This is a genomic window from Streptomyces sp. NPDC007901, from assembly GCF_042959465.1.
Taxonomy (GTDB): domain Bacteria; phylum Actinomycetota; class Actinomycetes; order Streptomycetales; family Streptomycetaceae; genus Streptomyces.
This window is the reverse complement of the sequence record NZ_JBIBKW010000004.1, coordinates 140,643-156,849: the sequence shown is the minus strand read 5'-3', so window position 1 is coordinate 156,849 and position 16,207 is coordinate 140,643. Positions and strand designations below refer to the sequence as shown.

General features: G+C 70.5%; 15 protein-coding genes. 10 read left to right on the top strand and 5 right to left on the bottom strand.

The genetic code is table 11. From position 1 onward, the window contains the following. Positions 1 to 15 precede the first annotated feature (15 nt). On the top strand, positions 16 to 525 hold the full coding sequence (locus tag ACFZDK_RS15340) for a hypothetical protein (protein WP_390972733.1): 510 nt from the start codon (positions 16 to 18) through the stop codon (positions 523 to 525). A 71-nt stretch (positions 526 to 596) separates the two neighbouring features. Here ACFZDK_RS15340 and ACFZDK_RS15335 read toward each other — a convergent pair whose 3' ends face one another. Together ACFZDK_RS15335 and ACFZDK_RS15330 are read right to left on the bottom strand one after the other, a co-directional pair. Further along, on the bottom strand, positions 597 to 1,826 hold the full coding sequence (locus ACFZDK_RS15335; protein WP_390972731.1) for a DUF349 domain-containing protein: 1,230 nt from the start codon (positions 1,824 to 1,826) through the stop codon (positions 597 to 599). A gap of 135 nt (positions 1,827 to 1,961) precedes the next feature. Beyond that, positions 1,962 to 2,783 carry a peptidylprolyl isomerase gene (locus tag ACFZDK_RS15330; protein WP_355729286.1) on the bottom strand — a complete coding sequence of 274 codons (822 nt, stop codon included), beginning with the start codon at positions 2,781 to 2,783 and terminating at the stop codon, positions 1,962 to 1,964. A gap of 178 nt (positions 2,784 to 2,961) precedes the next feature. Between ACFZDK_RS15330 and ACFZDK_RS15325 the strand changes: the two genes are divergently transcribed. Further along, positions 2,962 to 3,675, top strand: a complete 714-nt coding sequence (locus ACFZDK_RS15325) for an MBL fold metallo-hydrolase (RefSeq protein ID WP_390972728.1) — start codon at positions 2,962 to 2,964, stop codon at positions 3,673 to 3,675. A 13-nt stretch (positions 3,676 to 3,688) separates the two neighbouring features. Further along, positions 3,689 to 4,951: a histidine--tRNA ligase gene (gene hisS / locus ACFZDK_RS15320; protein WP_390972726.1), complete on the top strand. Its 1,263-nt coding sequence runs from the start codon at positions 3,689 to 3,691 to the stop codon at positions 4,949 to 4,951. A 62-nt stretch (positions 4,952 to 5,013) separates the two neighbouring features. Here hisS and ACFZDK_RS15315 read toward each other — a convergent pair whose 3' ends face one another. Beyond that, positions 5,014 to 5,862 carry an ABC transporter permease gene (locus ACFZDK_RS15315; protein ID WP_390972725.1) on the bottom strand — a complete coding sequence of 283 codons (849 nt, stop codon included), beginning with the start codon at positions 5,860 to 5,862 and terminating at the stop codon, positions 5,014 to 5,016. Next, positions 5,859 to 6,725, bottom strand: coding sequence for an ATP-binding cassette domain-containing protein (locus ACFZDK_RS15310; RefSeq protein WP_390972724.1), 867 nt, complete (start codon positions 6,723 to 6,725; stop codon positions 5,859 to 5,861). The genes ACFZDK_RS15315 and ACFZDK_RS15310 overlap by 4 nt, the downstream gene beginning before the upstream one ends. Positions 6,726 to 6,870: 145 nt before the next feature. Here ACFZDK_RS15310 and ACFZDK_RS15305 point away from each other — a divergent pair, with 145 nt between their 5' ends. From ACFZDK_RS15305 to rpsD, 3 genes are all read left to right on the top strand, one after another. Further along, positions 6,871 to 7,527 (top strand): vitamin K epoxide reductase family protein, encoded by a 657-nt coding sequence (locus ACFZDK_RS15305; protein ID WP_390972722.1) that lies wholly within the window; start codon positions 6,871 to 6,873, stop codon positions 7,525 to 7,527. A 43-nt stretch (positions 7,528 to 7,570) separates the two neighbouring features. Continuing rightward, complete coding sequence (locus ACFZDK_RS15300; RefSeq protein WP_390972721.1) at positions 7,571 to 8,926, top strand: AAA family ATPase; 1,356 nt, start codon at positions 7,571 to 7,573, stop codon at positions 8,924 to 8,926. 304 nt (positions 8,927 to 9,230) lie between these two features. Next, positions 9,231 to 9,845 carry a 30S ribosomal protein S4 gene (gene rpsD / locus ACFZDK_RS15295; RefSeq protein WP_093505354.1) on the top strand — a complete coding sequence of 205 codons (615 nt, stop codon included), beginning with the start codon at positions 9,231 to 9,233 and terminating at the stop codon, positions 9,843 to 9,845. A gap of 27 nt (positions 9,846 to 9,872) precedes the next feature. Here rpsD and ACFZDK_RS15290 read toward each other — a convergent pair whose 3' ends face one another. Further along, entirely contained in the window at positions 9,873 to 12,038 is a 2,166-nt protein-coding gene (locus ACFZDK_RS15290) for an ATP-binding protein (RefSeq protein WP_390972718.1), read from the bottom strand. 151 nt (positions 12,039 to 12,189) lie between these two features. Here ACFZDK_RS15290 and ACFZDK_RS15285 point away from each other — a divergent pair, with 151 nt between their 5' ends. Genes ACFZDK_RS15285 through ruvX form a run of 4 tightly spaced genes read left to right on the top strand, consistent with a single transcriptional unit; the run spans position 12,190 to position 16,138 of the window. Continuing rightward, positions 12,190 to 12,630, top strand: a complete 441-nt coding sequence (locus ACFZDK_RS15285) for a DUF948 domain-containing protein (RefSeq protein ID WP_390972716.1) — start codon at positions 12,190 to 12,192, stop codon at positions 12,628 to 12,630. 12 nt (positions 12,631 to 12,642) lie between these two features. Next, on the top strand, positions 12,643 to 12,987 hold the full coding sequence (locus ACFZDK_RS15280; protein ID WP_390972715.1) for a hypothetical protein: 345 nt from the start codon (positions 12,643 to 12,645) through the stop codon (positions 12,985 to 12,987). Continuing rightward, positions 12,987 to 15,659 carry an alanine--tRNA ligase gene (gene alaS, locus ACFZDK_RS15275; protein ID WP_390972714.1) on the top strand — a complete coding sequence of 891 codons (2,673 nt, stop codon included), beginning with the start codon at positions 12,987 to 12,989 and terminating at the stop codon, positions 15,657 to 15,659. Before ACFZDK_RS15280 ends, alaS begins: the two co-directional genes overlap by 1 nt. 14 nt (positions 15,660 to 15,673) lie before the next feature. After that, positions 15,674 to 16,138 (top strand): Holliday junction resolvase RuvX, encoded by a 465-nt coding sequence (gene ruvX, locus ACFZDK_RS15270; protein WP_123978522.1) that lies wholly within the window; start codon positions 15,674 to 15,676, stop codon positions 16,136 to 16,138. Positions 16,139 to 16,207: the final 69 nt, after the last annotated feature.

Sequence of the window (16,207 nt, the reverse complement as noted above, 5' to 3'; positions counted from 1 at the left end):
GGCGTAACCGGGGGCGTGGCCGGATCACGGGAGGGCGCCGGATACACCGCCGTCGAGTACCGGCATCTGCGCAGCGCCATCCTGTCGTCCCAGGCCCGCCGCAAGGTCGTCGTCCTGGACTGCTGTGCCCGACACGCACCCGAGCCCCTGGACCTGGAGACCGTCTACCGGGCCGTGGACCACCGGCTCGGCGCCCGCAACAGGCCCCGGCCGCAGCGCAGCCGGGAGAACGACGTGGGCCGCCTGCCGCTGGTGCGCAACCGGGCCCGCGCCTCGCGACGCGCCCCGGCCGGGCCGGTGATCGACGCCGAGGTCGAGGCGGCGATGAGCGGTACCCCGGACCGGCAGGCCATCGAGGTGCTGGAGAGCGCCTTCCGGCTGACGCACAGGCGGTTCGGCCCCGAGGCGGTCACGGGGTGCCGGCGCCTCGCCGTGCCGCTCCAGTCCGCCGGCAGCCACAGCCAGGCCTGCGAAGTGCTCCGGCACGCCCTGGACACCCTGGAACGGGGCACGCGGTCCCGCTGACGGCAGCACACGGCCCCGTCACCCGGAGAGGGTGACGGGGCCGCGCAGGTACCACGTCGGGGCGCGGGACGTCAGCCGCCGAACTCCTGCAGGCCCTTGAGAGCCTGGTCCAGGAGCGCCTGGCGGCCCTCCAGCTCGCGCTCCAGCTTCTCCGCCTTGGACGCGTTGCCCTGGGCGCGGGCCTGCTCGATCTGCGCCCGCAGCTTGTCCACGGCGGCCTGCAGCTGGCCGGTCAGACCCGCGGCACGCGCGCGTGCCTCCGGGTTGGTCCGGCGCCACTCGGCCTCCTCGGCCTCCTGGATGGCCCGGTCGACCGTGTGCATCCGGCCCTCGACCTTCGGACGCGCGTCGCGCGGCACATGGCCGATGGCCTCCCAGCGCTCGTTGATCGAGCGGAAGGCGGACCGCGCGGACTTCAGGTCGGTGATCGGCAGGAGCTTCTCGGCCTCGGCGGCCAGCTCCTCCTTCAGCTTCAGGTTCTCCGTCTGCTCCGCGTCCCGCTCGGCGAACGCGGAACCGCGCGCCGCGAAGAACACGTCCTGGGCGCCGCGGAAGCGGTTCCACAGGTCGTCCTCGTGCTCGCGCTGGGCGCGGCCGGCGGCCTTCCACTCCGTCATCAGCTCGCGGTAGCGCGCGGCCGTCGGACCCCAGTCCGTCGAGTCCGACAGCGACTCGGCCTCGGCGACCAGCTTCTCCTTGGCCTTGCGGGCGTCCTCGCGCTGCGCGTCGAGCTGCGCGAAGTGCGCCTTGCGGCGCTTGGAGAACGCCGACCGGGCATGCGAGAAGCGGTGCCACAGCTCGTCGTCCGACTTGCGGTCCAGACGCGGCAGGCCCTTCCAGGTGTCCACCAGGGAGCGCAGCCGCTCACCGGCGGCCCGCCACTGGTCGGACTGGGCCAGCTGCTCCGCCTCGACGACCAGGTCCTCCTTGGCCTTGCGGGCCTCGTCGGACTGCTTGGCGCGCTGTGCCTTGCGCTCCTCGCGGCGCGAGTCCACGGTCTTCACCAGCTCGCCGAGCCGGGTGCGCAGCGCCTCCAGATCACCGACCGCGTGGTGCGCCTCCACCTGCTCGCGCAGATGGTCGATGGCGACCTGGGCGTCCTTCGCGGACAGGTCGGTGGTCTGTACTCGCTTCTCGAGGAGGCCGATCTCGACAACCAGGCCCTCGTACTTGCGCTCGAAGTAGGCCAATGCTTCCTCAGGGGAGCCCGCCTGCCAGGAACCGACGACCTGCTCGCCGTCGGCCGTACGCACGTACACGGTCCCCGTCTCGTCGACGCGGCCCCACGGGTCGCTGCTCACAGCGCCTCCTCCACATGATGCCTGCGAGGGGCCTCTGTGCCCCCGGGCATCGTCCACAGTTTCGTCACGGCCAACATAGGCGACCAGCGGGTTGCCTGTCCGCATCCCGCGCGACCGAAATTTCGCAGTTGGTGGTCAGGATTTGGTGACCGTGGCCTTGTTGATCACGACCGTCGCGTTCGGCGCTCCGTCACCGGCTCCGGTGTTCTCACCCGCGGCGGCGATTTTCTTCAGGACCTTCAGTCCGGCCGCGTCGACCGTGCCGAACGGGGTGTAGCTGGCCGGCAGCTGGCTGTCCTGGTAGACCAGGAAGAACTGGCTGCCGCCGGTGTGCTTCTGACCCGTGTTGGCCATCGCGACCGTACCCGCCGGGTAGACACCGCCCTTCAGGCTTTTGTCCTTGAGGTTCTCGTCAGGGATCGTGTACCCCGGACCGCCGCTGCCGGTGCCCGTCGGGTCGCCGCACTGCAGCACGTAGATGCCGTTGGTGGTGAGCCGGTGGCACTTGGTGTGGTCGAAGTAGCCCTTCGACGCGAGGAAGTCGAACGAGTTCACCGTGTGCGGGGCCGCCGCCGTCTTCAGCGCGATGCCGATGTCACCGCAGGTCGTCGCCAGCGTCATCGTGTAGTCGGCCGACGTGTCGATCGACATCGCCGGCTCCTTCTTCCAGCTCAGCTTCTTCACCTTGCCGGCCGCGGCCTTCTCGCACGGGTCCGGCGCCTTGCTGGCGCTGGGCGAGGCGCTGGGCGTCGTCTCCGAGCTGGCGTTCGCCTTGTCGTCGTTCTTGAAGACATTGGTCGTGTACAGCGCGACACTGCCGATCACGATCACGCCGAGCACGGACGCGATCACGGAGTTGCGCATGCGTGACTTGCGCCGTGCGCTGGTGCGCCGCTGCTGCTGCCGCAAGAACTTCTCCCGGGCGAGCTGACGCCGCCGCTGCTCCTGGCTGACCACCGGGTTTTCTCCTCATGCGTGTCGTGTGTCGACCGGTACGCGTGCGTCCTGAGCGCTGTGTGAGCCGACCGCTGCGTGTAGCCCCGTACCGTATATGGGTTCGCTGAGGAAACGGCAGCGCCGGTAGGCTCTGGACCACAGCTTGTAGCCACCCGAACCGACACAACGAAGGACGATCGTGCTCATTGCCGGGTTCCCCGCCGGGGCCTGGGGGACGAACTGTTATCTCGTCGCCCCCGCCGCCGGTGAGGAGTGCGTGATCATCGACCCCGGCCACCAGGCCGCCGAAGGCGTCGAGGAAGCGCTGAAGAAGCATCGGCTCAAGCCCGTCGCCGTCGTCCTCACCCACGGCCACCTCGACCACGTGGCCTCGGTCGTCCCCGTCTGCGGAGCGCACGACGTACCGGCCTGGATCCACCCCGAGGACCGGTACATGATGAGCGACCCCGAGAAGGCGCTCGGCCGGTCCATCGGCATGCAGCTGATGGGCGAGCTGACGGTGGGGGAGCCGGACGACGTGAAGGAACTGACCGACGGCGCGCGGCTCGCGCTGGCCGGGCTGGAGTTCTCCGTCGCGCACGCGCCGGGCCATACCAGGGGGTCGGTGACGTTCCGGATGCCGGAGACGGCCGAGATCCCCTCGGTGTTCTTCTCCGGTGATCTGCTCTTCGCCGGCTCCATCGGACGCACGGACCTGCCGGGCGGCTCCATGGACGACATGCTCGCCTCGCTGGCCCGCGTGTGCCTGCCGCTCGACGACTCCACCGTGGTGCTGTCCGGCCACGGCCCCCAGACGACCATCGGCCAGGAGCGCGCCGCCAATCCGTACCTACGGGAGCTGGCCGCCGGCCCGGGAGCGAACGCCGATGCCGCTCCCCGACGAGGAATGTGACGAGAGACCTTCCGTGAGCACCTTTCAGGCCCCCAAGGGCACCTACGACCTGATCCCGCCGGACAGCGCCACGTACCTGGCCGTCCGTGAGGCGATCGCCGCGCCGCTGCGCAACTCCGGCTACGGCTACATCGAGACCCCCGGTTTCGAGAACGTCGAACTCTTCGCGCGCGGTGTGGGCGAGTCCACCGACATCGTCACCAAGGAGATGTACGCCTTCGAGACGAAGGGCGGCGACAGGCTGGCGCTGCGCCCCGAGGGCACGGCGTCCGTGCTGCGTGCGGCGCTCGAGGCCAACCTGCACAAGACGGGCAACCTCCCGGTCAAGCTCTGGTACTCCGGCTCTTACTACCGCTACGAGCGCCCGCAGAAGGGCCGTTACCGCCACTTCTCGCAGGTCGGTGCCGAGGCGATCGGCGCCGAGGACCCGGCCCTGGACGCCGAGCTGATCATCCTCGCCGACCAGGCGTACCGCTCGCTGGGCCTGCGCGACTTCCGCATCCTGCTGAACAGCCTGGGCGACAAGGAGTGCCGCCCGGTCTACCGCGCGGCCCTGCAGGACTTCCTGCGCGGACTGGACCTGGACGAGGACACCCTGCGCCGGGCCGAGATCAACCCGCTGCGCGTTCTGGACGACAAGCGTGAATCGGTCCAGAAGCAGCTGGGCGAAGCACCCCTGCTGCGGGACTACCTCTGCGACGCCTGCAAGGCGTACCACGAGGAGGTCCGCGAACTGATCACGGCGGCGGGCGTCTCCTTCGAGGACGACCCGAAGCTGGTCCGCGGCCTGGACTACTACACGCGTACGACCTTCGAGTTCGTCCACGACGGCCTGGGCTCCCAGTCCGCGGTGGGCGGCGGCGGCCGCTACGACGGCCTGTCCGAGATGATCGGCGGCCCCGCGCTGCCGTCCGTCGGCTGGGCCCTCGGCGTCGACCGCACGGTCCTCGCCCTGGAGGCCGAGGGCGTCGAACTCGACCTCCCCTCCGCCACCAGCGTCTTCGCGGTACCGCTGGGCGAGGAGGCCCGCCGGATCCTCTTCGCCAAGGTCACCGAACTGCGCCGGGTCGGCGTCGCGGCGGACTTCTCCTACGGCGCCAAGGGCCTCAAGGGCGCCATGAAGAACGCCAACCGCAGCGGGGCCCGCTACACGATCGTGGCCGGCGAGCGCGACCTCGCCGAGGGCGTCGTCCAGCTGAAGGACATGGAGTCCGGCGAGCAGACGGCGGTGGGCGTGAACGAGATCGTGGCGGAACTGGAGTCGAGGCTGGGCTGACGGCCCCGCCGGGGCGGTGGGGTGCAGTCCGCCCACCGCCCCGGTCGGTGACCGCCTCCCGGTCATCCGTCGCGCCGGCTCTTCCACCGGAAGGTCAGCAGACACAGCACCAGTCCGCCGACGCACCAGGCGGCCAGCACCAGGGCGATCCGCCCGAACTCCCAGTCGCCCGCCTGCTCCAGAGCCTTCGCCGAGTCGGGCAGGAACACCCCGCGCAGGCCCTGGCACAGCCACTTCAGCGGGAACAGCGCGCCGATGTCCAGCATCCAGCCGGGGATGGTGTCGACCGAGATGTAGACCCCGGAGATGAACTGCAGGACCAGGAACGGGAGTACGACCACGGAGCTGGCGCTCCTGGCCGACTTCGGCACCGAGCTGATCGCGATGCCGAGCAGCGCGCACCCGGTCAGCCCCAGCACGAAGATCCAGGCGAAGTCCAGCCAGCGCCCGGCGTCCGACGGGAGCGAGACGTCGTAGAACGTGGTGCCGACGGCGAGCAGGATCGCCGTCTCCAGGATGCCCGTGAAGAGCACCAGCCAGATCTTGCCCAGGAAGTAGGCGGCCGGCGGCATCGGCGTGCCGCGCAGCCGGCGCAGGACCTTCTCGTCGCGTTCCACCGCGATCGAGATGCCCAGCGACTGGAAGCTCGTCGACATGATCCCGGAGGCCATCATGGCCGGCACGTACAGCTGGGACGCCGTGACCCCGCTGCCCTCGACGTCGTCGTGGAAGATCGACGCGAAGAGGAAGAGGAAGACGACCGGGAAGGCGAAGGTGAAGACGACCTGGTCGCGCTGGCGGAAGAACTGCCGGATCTCCAGGGCGCCCCGGTGCAGCCCGAGCGGCCAGGCACCCGGCAGGCGGGCGTCGCCGTCGAGGGTCCGGGCGGCTGCGGTGGTCGTCGCGGTCATCGCGCGGCCTCCTGTCCGGTCAGCCTGAGGTAGACGTCCTCCAGGGTGGGGCGGCTCACCCGTAGCCCCGGGATCTCGCCGTCGAAGCGCCGCATGAGATCACCGACCGTCCTGGTCGGGGTCTCCGTGTGCTCCGCGCGCGTGCTGCCGTCGGGGTCGGTCCACTCGACGGTGGCGCCGGTGCCGAAGCGGTCCCGGAGCTCCTGCGGCTCGCCCTCGGCGACCACCCGGCCCTGGGCGACGATCGCCAGCCGGTTCGCGAGGGCCTCCGCCTCCTCCAGGTAGTGGGTGGTGAGCAGGATCGTCGTGCCCTCGTCCGCGAGGAGGCGGATCAGGTCCCAGAACCGGCGCCTGGCCGCCGGGTCGAAGCCGGTCGTCGGCTCGTCCAGGAGCAGCAGCTCGGGTCCGCCGATCACCCCCAGCGCCACGTCCAGGCGGCGGCGCTGGCCGCCCGAGAGGGCCTTGATCCGGCTGTCCGCCTTGGCCTCCAGACCGACCAGGCCGATCACCTCCTCCGGGTCGCGCGGCTTGGGGTAGTAGTGCGCGAAATGCCGTACTGTTTCGCGGACCGTCAACTCGGCGGGCGCCGATTCGTCCTGCCAGACGATGCCCACACGGGACCTCCACGCGCGCGTGCCCGCCGCCGGGTCCGCGCCCAGGACCGAGACCTCGCCCCCGTCCCGGGTCCGGTTGCCCTGGAGGATCTCCACCGTCGTGCTCTTGCCCGCCCCGTTGGGCCCGAGCAGGCCGAACACCTCGCCGCGCCGGATGCCCAGATCGATGCCGTCCACCGCGGTCACGTCGCCGTACCGCTTGCGCAGCCCCCGGACGTCCACCGCGAGTTCGTTCGCGTGTGCTGTCATGCCCCGATCATCGGCCAGAACCGAACCTTCCGGGGCGGCCGTGCGTACTTCCTTATGCGCACCGAACGGTGGACAGGGCGCCTCGTGCGGCACAATGGCCCCTGCCCGAAGAAGTTCCAACTCTCAAACAGACGGAATCGGCGTGATGAGCAAGACGACAGTCAAGGGCGTCTCCACCGAGCCCGAGCCCGAGCACGCCTCAGCGGCACCGCGCACGGAGGGCGGCAGTCTCGCCTTCGCGCTGCTGCTGATCATCACCGGCGCCGCCGGCCTGCTGGCCGCCTGGGTCATCACGATCGACAAGTTCAAGCTGCTGGAAGCCAAGGTCGAGGGCAAGACGTTCACCCCCGGGTGCAGCCTCAACCCCGTCGTCTCCTGCGGCAGCGTCATGGAGTCCAAGCAGGCCGCCGCCTTCGGCTTCCCGAACCCGATGCTCGGCCTGGTCTGCTACGGCATCGTCATCTGCGTCGGCATGAGCCTGCTGGCCCGCGCCCGCTTCCCGCGCTGGTACTGGCTGACCTTCAACTTCGGCACGCTCTTCGGCGTGGGCTTCTGCACCTGGCTGCAGTTCCAGTCCCTGTACCGGATCAACGCCCTGTGCCTGTGGTGCTCGCTGGCCTGGGTCGCCACGATCACCATGTTCTGGTACGTGACCTCCTTCAACATCCGTAAGAGCTTCCTGCCGGCCCCGAACTGGCTGAAGTCCTTCTTCGGCGAGTTCACCTGGGTGCTGCCGGTCCTGCACATCGGCATCATCGGCATGCTGGTCCTGACCCGCTGGTGGGACTTCTGGACCAGCTGACCGTCCGGCGGGGATTGTCAGTGCCGTGACTTAGGGTTTCAGCGTGGAACCCGACCTGTTCACCGCAGCCGCCGAAGAACGCCAGGAGAAGGACCCGACCGGCAGTCCCCTGGCGGTGCGGATGCGCCCGCGCACCCTCGACGAGGTGGTGGGCCAGCAGCACCTGCTGAAGCCGGGATCCCCGCTGCGCAGACTGGTCGGCGAGGGCAGCGGCGGTCCCGCCGGACCCTCGTCCGTCATCCTCTGGGGGCCGCCCGGCACCGGCAAGACGACCCTGGCGTACGTCGTCTCCAAGGCCACCAACAAGCGGTTCGTGGAGCTCTCCGCGATCACCGCCGGGGTCAAGGAGGTCCGCGCGGTCATCGACGGCGCCCGCCGCGCCACCGGGGGATACGGCAAGGAGACGGTCCTCTTCCTCGACGAGATCCACCGCTTCAGCAAGGCCCAGCAGGACTCCCTGCTCCCGGCCGTCGAGAACCGCTGGGTCACCCTGATCGCCGCCACCACCGAGAACCCGTACTTCTCGGTGATCTCCCCGCTGCTCTCCCGCTCGCTGCTCCTCACCCTCGAACCCCTCACCGACGACGAAGTGCGCGGCCTGCTGCGCCGGGCCCTCACCGACGAACGCGGTCTCAAGGACGCCGTCACCCTCCCCGAGGACACCGAGGGACACCTGCTGCGGATCGCCGGCGGCGACGCCCGCCGCGCCCTGACCGCCCTGGAGGCCGCCGCCGGGGCCGCCCTCGACAAGGGCGAGCAGGAGATCGGCCTGCAGACCCTGGAGGAGGTCGTCGACCGCGCCGCGGTGAAGTACGACCGCGACGGCGACCAGCACTACGACGTCGCCAGCGCCCTCATCAAGTCCATCAGGGGCTCCGACGTGGACGCGGCCCTGCACTACCTGGCCCGGATGATCGAGGCCGGCGAGGACCCCCGCTTCATCGCCCGCCGGCTGATGATCTCGGCGAGCGAGGACATCGGGCTGGCCGACCCGAACGCCCTGCCCATAGCCGTGGCCGCCGCCCAGGCCGTCGCCATGATCGGCTTCCCCGAGGCCGCCCTCACCCTCAGCCACGCCACCATCGCCCTCGCGCTGGCCCCCAAGTCCAACTCCGCGACGATGGCGATCGGCGCCGCTCTGGAGGACGTCCGCAAGGGACTGGCCGGCCAGGTGCCCCCGCACCTGCGCGACGGCCACTACAAGGGCGCCGCCAAGCTCGGCCACGCGCAGGGCTACGTCTACCCGCACGACCTGCCCGAGGGCATCGCCGAGCAGCAGTACGCCCCGGACCCGATCAAGGACCGCGAGTACTACACCCCGACCCGGCACGGCGCCGAGGCCCGCTACGCCGACGCCGTGGAGTGGACCCGGAACCACCTCGGTCGCAGGCGGTCCTGAGCAGCCTGTAGAATCCCTCGAAGCGCTGAGTCCCGCGCTGTCAGAGCGGGACAACCAGCCGGAACCTCCGCAAGGGGGATCCAGGAGCGTCGCGCACCGTCGAACGGTGTCGCGGGCAGCCCACCACCATCCGTCGCACGACGGGACCGGTCGGTGGGCCACTCGCGTGCTGCACGTATGTGCCCAGACCAGGGGAGCGGCTGCCCACCAGGCCCGGCAACGGGTCCCGGCGGGTTTCCCCGGCTGCGGATTGCGACCTCCCTCAACCCTGACAAGCCGAATAGTCAGAAGGAAGAAAGAGACAGTGGCGAACCAGTCCCGCCCCAAGGTCAAGAAGTCGCGTGCCCTCGGCATCGCGCTGACCCCGAAGGCCGTCAAGTACTTCGAGGCCCGTCCCTACCCGCCGGGTGAGCACGGCCGCGGCCGCAAGCAGAACTCGGACTACAAGGTCCGTCTGCTGGAGAAGCAGCGTCTGCGCGCGCAGTACGACATCTCCGAGCGTCAGCTGGTCCGTGCCTACGAGCGTGCCTCCAAGGTGCAGGGCAAGACCGGTGAGGCCCTGATCGTCGAGCTGGAGCGCCGCCTCGACGCGCTGGTCCTGCGTTCGGGCATCGCCCGCACGATCTACCAGGCCCGCCAGATGGTCGTCCACGGCCACATCCAGGTCAACGGCCAGAAGACCGACAAGCCGTCGTTCCGGGTCCGCCCGGACGACGTCGTGCAGGTCCGCGACCGTTCCAAGGACAAGACGCTCTTCCAGATCGCCCGTGAGGGTGGCTTCGCCCCCGACGGCGAGACCCCCCGCTACCTGCAGGTGAACCTCAAGGCCCTGGCGTTCCGCCTGGACCGCGAGCCGAACCGCAAGGAAGTTCCGGTCATCTGCGACGAGCAGCTCGTCGTCGAGTACTACGCCCGCTGATCACCGGCAGGGTGTAGCACCTCAGCGTCAGCCCGCCGTCTCCCCGCCCTTCCGGGTGGGCGAGGCGGCGGGCTTCCGCATGTCGGCGGCGTCCCGCCGCTGCCGCACCGGTCCGCGCGGCGTCGGCATCGCCTCCAGCGGCCGGGCCCCGAAGTACCCCAGCGCCCGGGCCACCGCCGCCTCCCGGTCCAGCCCGGTGCCCTGCCGTACGCACTCCGCGTACCGCTCGTCGCCCAGCGCCCGCCGGGCCGTCGACTCGCACAGCTCGTGCGGGGCGTTGTAGTACGCCGAGCCGAACAACGGCAGTCCCACCGACGGCCACATCCGCCCGGCCGCGCCCTGCAGCACCGCCGCCTCCGCCGGATCGCCCTGTGCCACCGTCACCAGGGCGAGCAGCTCGATCGACAGCACCGAGCCCAGCAGGTCACGGAAGCCGTGCGCATGGCGCAGACAGTCCGTCAGCAGTTCGCGGGCGGCCGGGTGGTCGCCGTCCTGCCAGGCCGCGTACGCCAGGACGTACAGCGCGTACGAGCGGGCCCAGTGCTCGCCGTGGTCCTCGCACACCCGGCGCACGTCCTCGCACAGCCGTACCGCGTCCGGCAGATCACCGAGGAACGCCCGGGTCATCGCCAGTTCGACCTGGCCCATCAGCACATTGCTGTTCAGCTCGCCGATCTCCTGGTAGCGGTCGAGAGCCGAGCGCAGCAGCGTCTCCGCGCGGGGCATGTCATCGGTGACCAGGGCCAGACAGCCGGTGCGGTGCTCCGCGTACGCCACCGCCGTCGGGTCGGCGACCAGCTCGGCCTCCTCACGGCACTCCTGGAGCGCGGCCAGCGCGGGCACCGCGTCCCCCTGGAGGATCGCCACATAGCCGAGCACCCACAGCGCCTTCAGCCGGGACTGCGGATACTCCGAGTCCAGCTCCAGGCTCCGCTCCAGCCAGCGCCGGCCCTCCGAGAGCCGGCCGCAGCCCGCCCAGTAGAACCACAGCGAGCCCGCCAGGTACTGGCCCAGATGCGCCTCGTCCGGCTCGGTCAGGCAGTGGTCCAGGGCGGCCCGCAGATTCGGCAGCTCGGCCTCGACCCGCGCGGCCACCTCGCCCTGCCGGGGCGAGAACCAGTCCAGCTCGCACCAGGTCGCCAGACCCATGAACCAGTCCCGGTGCCGGCGCCGCAGCCGGCCCGCGTCCCCCGTCGCCGCCAGCCAGTCCGCGCCGTACGCCCGCACGGTGTCGAGCATCCGGTAGCGCACGCCTGTCGGGGTCTCCTCCCGCGCCACCACCGACTGCGCGAGCAGCTCCGCCAGCACGTCCAGGACGTCCTCGGCCGCCAGCCCCTCCCCGCCGCACACGTACTCGGCGGCCTCCAGCTCGAAGGTCTGCGCGAAGACCGACAGCCGCGACCACAGCAACCGCTCGGCAGGGGTGCACAGTTCATGGCTCCAGCCGATCGCCGTGCGCAGCGTCTGGTGCCGGGCGAGCCCGTCCCGCCCGCCGCCCGTCAGCAGCCGGAACCGGTCGTCGAGCCGCTCCAGCAGCTGCCCGGGCGACAGCGCCCGCAGCCGCCCCGCCGCCAGCTCGATCGCCAGCGGGATCCCGTCCAGGCGCCGGCACACCTCCCGCACGTCCGCGCGGTCCCCCACGTCCAGCCCCTGCCGCCCGGCGCGCTCGGCGAACAGCTCCACCGCCTCGTCCTCGCCGAGCGGCGCCAGCGGGAACAGCCGCTCGCCCGCCACCCCGAGCGGCCGCCGCCCCACCGCCAGCACGGTCAGGTCGGGCAGCCGGCGCAGCAGCTCGGCCACCAGCTCCGCGCACGCGTCGACCAGGTGCTCGCACCCGTCCAGCAACAGCAGGATCCGCCGGCCGGCCAAGTGCTCCAGCAGCGCCTCGCGCGGCAGCCGGGTGGTGTGGTCGGTCAGGTCCAGCGCCTCCACGACCGCGTACTCCACGAAGTCCGGATCGCGCACCGGTGCCAGCTCCACCCGCCACACCCCGCCCCGGGGCGCCGCGTCGGCCGCCGCCCGGGCCGCGAGCCGTGACTTGCCGACCCCGCCGACCCCGGTCACCGTCACCAGCCGGGCCGACTCCAGGGCCCGGGCCAGCTCGCCCAGTTCGGCCGACCGGCCCACGAAGGCGGTCAGTTCCAGGGGCAGATTGCCGTCCGCCGAAGAGCCGGGGCGCTGAGGACCTCGCATGGGACACGGAGCGTACTTAACCGTGTTCGGTCCGTACAGTCGCTTCCCGGAACTCCGCCTGCCACGCGCGGTAATCCGGTACGGAGCCCCACCCCCGGCGCGATAGGCTCGGTGCAGACTTTTCGATGTTGAGGCACGTTTCAGGGAGCGGGTGCGCGCAGTGTCCGGTGGAGAGGTGGCCGGGATCCTGGTGGCCGTCTTCTGGGCGATCCTGGTCTCCTTCCTCGCCGTCGCACTGGCGAGGCTGGCCCAGACGCTCAAGGCGACCACCAAGCTCGTGGCGGACGTGACCGACCAGGCCGTCCCGCTGCTCGCCGACGCCTCCGCGGCCGTGCGCTCCGCGCAGACCCAGATCGACCGGGTCGACGCGATCGCCTCGGACGTCCAGGAGGTCACGTCCAACGCCTCCGCGCTGTCCTCCACCGTCGCCTCCACCTTCGGCGGCCCGCTGGTCAAGGTCGCGGCCTTCGGCTACGGCGTGCGCCGGGCGCTGTCCGGCCGCAAGGCGGACGTGCCCGTGAAGGAGCCCAGGCGTACCGTGATCGTGGGCCGGACGGTCCCGGCCGCACGGCGGAAGAACCGGGGAAAGTAGGAGCCAGGCCATATGTTCCGCCGTACGTTCTGGTTCACCACCGGTGTCGCCGCCGGGGTCTGGGCCACCACCAAGGTCAACCGCAAGCTGAAGCAGCTGACCCCGGAGAGCCTCGCCGCCACCGCCGCCAACAAGGCGCTGGAGACCGGCCACCGGATCAAGGACCGGGCGGTCGGGTTCGCGCTCGACGTCCGCGACAACATGGCCCAGCGGGAGGAGGAGCTGGGGGACGCGCTGGGCATCAACGCGGACCCCGAGCTCCCCGCGCCCCGGCGGTTCGCCGCCATCGAGAACCGCAGCAACCCGAAGCACCTCGACACCACGAGGTACTCGCACAACCGGAATGAGGACCACTGATGGAGTCGGCAGAGATTCGCCGCCGCTGGCTGAGCTTCTTCGAGGAGCGCGGGCACACCGTCGTCCCTTCGGCGTCGCTCATCGCGGACGACCCGACTCTGCTCCTCGTCCCGGCCGGCATGGTGCCCTTCAAGCCCTACTTCCTGGGTGAGGTCAAGCCGCCCTTCGACCGCGCCACCAGCGTGCAGAAGTGCGTGCGCACCCCGGACATCGAAGAGGTCGGCAAGACCACCCGGCACGGCACCTTCTTCCAGATGTGCGGCAACTTCTCCTTCGGCGACTACTTCAAGGAAGGCGCCATCAAGTACGCCTGGGAGCTGCTCACCAGCCCCCAGGACAAGGGTGGTTACGGCCTGGAGCCGGAGAAGCTCTGGATCACCGTCTACAAGGACGACGACGAGGCCGAGCGCATCTGGCACGACGTCGTCGGTGTGCCGAAGGAGCGCATCCAGCGCCTCGGCATGAAGGACAACTACTGGTCCATGGGCGTCCCCGGTCCCTGTGGCCCCTGTTCCGAGATCAACTACGACCGCGGCCCCGAGTTCGGCGTCGAGGGCGGCCCCGCCGTCAACGACGAGCGGTACGTGGAGATCTGGAACCTCGTCTTCATGCAGTACGAGCGCGGCGAGGGCATCGGCAAGGACAACTTCGAGATCCTCGGCGAGCTGCCCAGCAAGAACATCGACACGGGCCTCGGCCTGGAGCGTCTCGCCATGATTCTGCAGGGCGTGCAGAACATGTACGAGATCGACACCTCGATGGCCGTCATCAAGAAGGCCACCGAGCTGACCGGCGTCCACTACGGCGAGGCCCACGCCTCGGACGTCTCGCTGCGGGTCGTCACCGACCACATGCGCACCTCGGTGATGCTCATCGGCGACGGCGTCACCCCCGGCAACGAGGGCCGCGGCTACGTGCTGCGCCGCATCATGCGCCGCGCCATCCGCAACATGCGCCTGCTCGGTGCCACCGGTCCGGTCGTCCTCGACCTGATCGACACCGTGATCGCCATGATGGGCCAGCAGTACCCGGAGCTGGTCACCGACCGCGAGCGCATCGAGAAGGTCGCCGTCGCCGAGGAGAACGCCTTCCTCAAGACGCTGAAGGCCGGCACCAACATCCTCGACACCGCCGTCACCGAGACCAAGGAGTCCGGCGGCACGGTCCTCGCCGGCGACAAGGCGTTCCTGCTCCACGACACCTGGGGCTTCCCGATCGACCTCACCCTCGAAATGGCCTCCGAGCAGGGCCTTTCCGTGGACGAGGAGGGCTTCCGCCGCCTGATGAAGGAGCAGCGGGAGCGCGCCAAGGCCGACGCCCAGGCCAAGAAGACCGGACACGCCGGCGCCGGCGCCTACCGCGAGATCGCCGACAAGACCGGCGAGACCGACTTCATCGGCTACAGCGACACCGAGGGCGAGACCACGATCGTCGGCATCCTCGTCGACGGCGTCTCCTCCCCGGCCGCCACCGAGGGCGACGAGGTCGAGATCGTCCTGGACCGCACCCCGTTCTACGCCGAGGGCGGCGGCCAGATCGGCGACACCGGCCGGATCAAGGTCGACACCGGTGCCGTCATCGAGATCCGCGACACCCAGAAGCCGGTCCCGGGCGTGTACGTCCACAAGGGCGTCGTCCAGGTCGGCGAGGTGACGGTCGGCGCCAAGGCCCATGCCTCGATCGACCAGCGCCGCCGGACCGCCATCGCGCGTGCCCACTCGGCCACCCATCTCACCCACCAGGCGCTGCGCGACGCCCTCGGCCCGACGGCCGCCCAGGCCGGTTCCGAGAACCAGCCCGGCCGCTTCCGCTTCGACTTCGGCTCGCCGTCCGCCGTTCCGACGGCCGTGATGACCGACGTCGAGCAGAAGATCAACGAGGTGCTCGCCCGCGACCTCGACGTGCGCGCCGAGATCATGGGCATCGACGAGGCCAAGAAGCAGGGCGCCATCGCCGAGTTCGGCGAGAAGTACGGCGAGCGGGTCCGCGTGGTGACCATCGGCGACTTCTCCAAGGAGCTGTGCGGCGGCACGCACGTCCACAACACCTCCCAGCTGGGCCTGGTGAAGCTGCTCGGCGAGTCCTCGATCGGTTCGGGCGTCCGTCGTATCGAGGCCCTCGTCGGGGTCGACGCCTACAACTTCCTGGCCCGTGAGCACACGGTCGTCGCCCAGCTCCAGGAGCTGATCAAGGGCCGCCCCGAGGAGCTCCCGGAGAAGGTCTCCGCCATGCTCGGCAAGCTGAAGGACGCCGAGAAGGAGATCGAGAAGTTCCGCGCGGAGAAGGTGCTGCAGGCCGCCGCCGGTCTCGTCGAGTCCGCCAAGGACGTGCGCGGGATCGCCGTGGTGACCGGCCAGGTCCCGGACGGCACCACCCCGGACGACCTGCGCAAGCTCGTCCTCGACGTGCGCGGCCGCATCCAGGGCGGACGCGCCGCCGTGGTCGCCCTGTTCACGGTCAACAACGGCAAGCCGCTCACGGTCATCGCCACCAACGACGCCGCCCGCGACCGCGGTCTCAAGGCCGGTGACCTGGTCCGCACCGCCGCCAAGACGCTCGGCGGCGGCGGTGGCGGCAAGCCGGACGTCGCCCAGGGCGGCGGCCAGAACCCGGCCGCGATCGGCGAGGCCATCGACGCCGTCGAGCGTCTGGTGACCGAGACCGCGAAGTAAGGAAACGGTCGGAAATGCGCAGAGGACGTCGACTCTCGATCGACGTGGGGGACGCCCGGATCGGGGTCGCCTCGTGCGACCCCGACGGGATCCTCGCCACCCCGGTCGAGACCGTCCCCGGTCGGGACATCCCAGCCGCCCATCGCAGGCTGCGGCAACTGGTCGAGGAGTACGAACCGATCGAGGTCGTCGTCGGACTCCCTCGCTCCCTGAAGGGGGGCGAGGGGCCGGCCGCCGTCAAGGTCCGCGCCTTCGCCCAGGAACTCGCCAAGGGCATCAAACCGGTGCCGGTCCGGCTGGTCGACGAGCGGATGACGACGGTAACGGCGAGCCAGGGACTGCGCGCTTCTGGAGTGAAGGCCAAGAAGGGCCGCTCGGTCATCGACCAGGCCGCGGCGGTCATCATCCTTCAGCAGGCACTGGAATCCGAACGGGTGTCAGGTAAACCACCCGGCGAGGGCGTCGAAGTAGTCATCTGATCGCGATACGGTAACGTTCCGCGCGATGCGATGGTTTTCGAACAGCCACCGCACAGCAAGAGGCGGAAC

Excerpts from the sequence above, each read along its gene's own strand:
- ACFZDK_RS15290 (WP_390972718.1), bottom strand. The coding sequence starts at position 12,038 with ATGCGAGGTCCTCAGCGCCCCGGCTCTTCGGCGGACGGCAATCTGCCC.
- ACFZDK_RS15305 (WP_390972722.1), top strand. The coding sequence starts at position 6,871 with ATGAGCAAGACGACAGTCAAGGGCGTCTCCACCGAGCCCGAGCCCGAG.
- ACFZDK_RS15315 (WP_390972725.1), bottom strand. The coding sequence starts at position 5,862 with ATGACCGCGACGACCACCGCAGCCGCCCGGACCCTCGACGGCGACGCC.
- ACFZDK_RS15310 (WP_390972724.1), bottom strand. The coding sequence starts at position 6,725 with ATGACAGCACACGCGAACGAACTCGCGGTGGACGTCCGGGGGCTGCGC.
- alaS (WP_390972714.1), top strand. The coding sequence starts at position 12,987 with ATGGAGTCGGCAGAGATTCGCCGCCGCTGGCTGAGCTTCTTCGAGGAG.
- ACFZDK_RS15280 (WP_390972715.1), top strand. The coding sequence starts at position 12,643 with ATGTTCCGCCGTACGTTCTGGTTCACCACCGGTGTCGCCGCCGGGGTC.
- ruvX (WP_123978522.1), top strand. The coding sequence starts at position 15,674 with ATGCGCAGAGGACGTCGACTCTCGATCGACGTGGGGGACGCCCGGATC.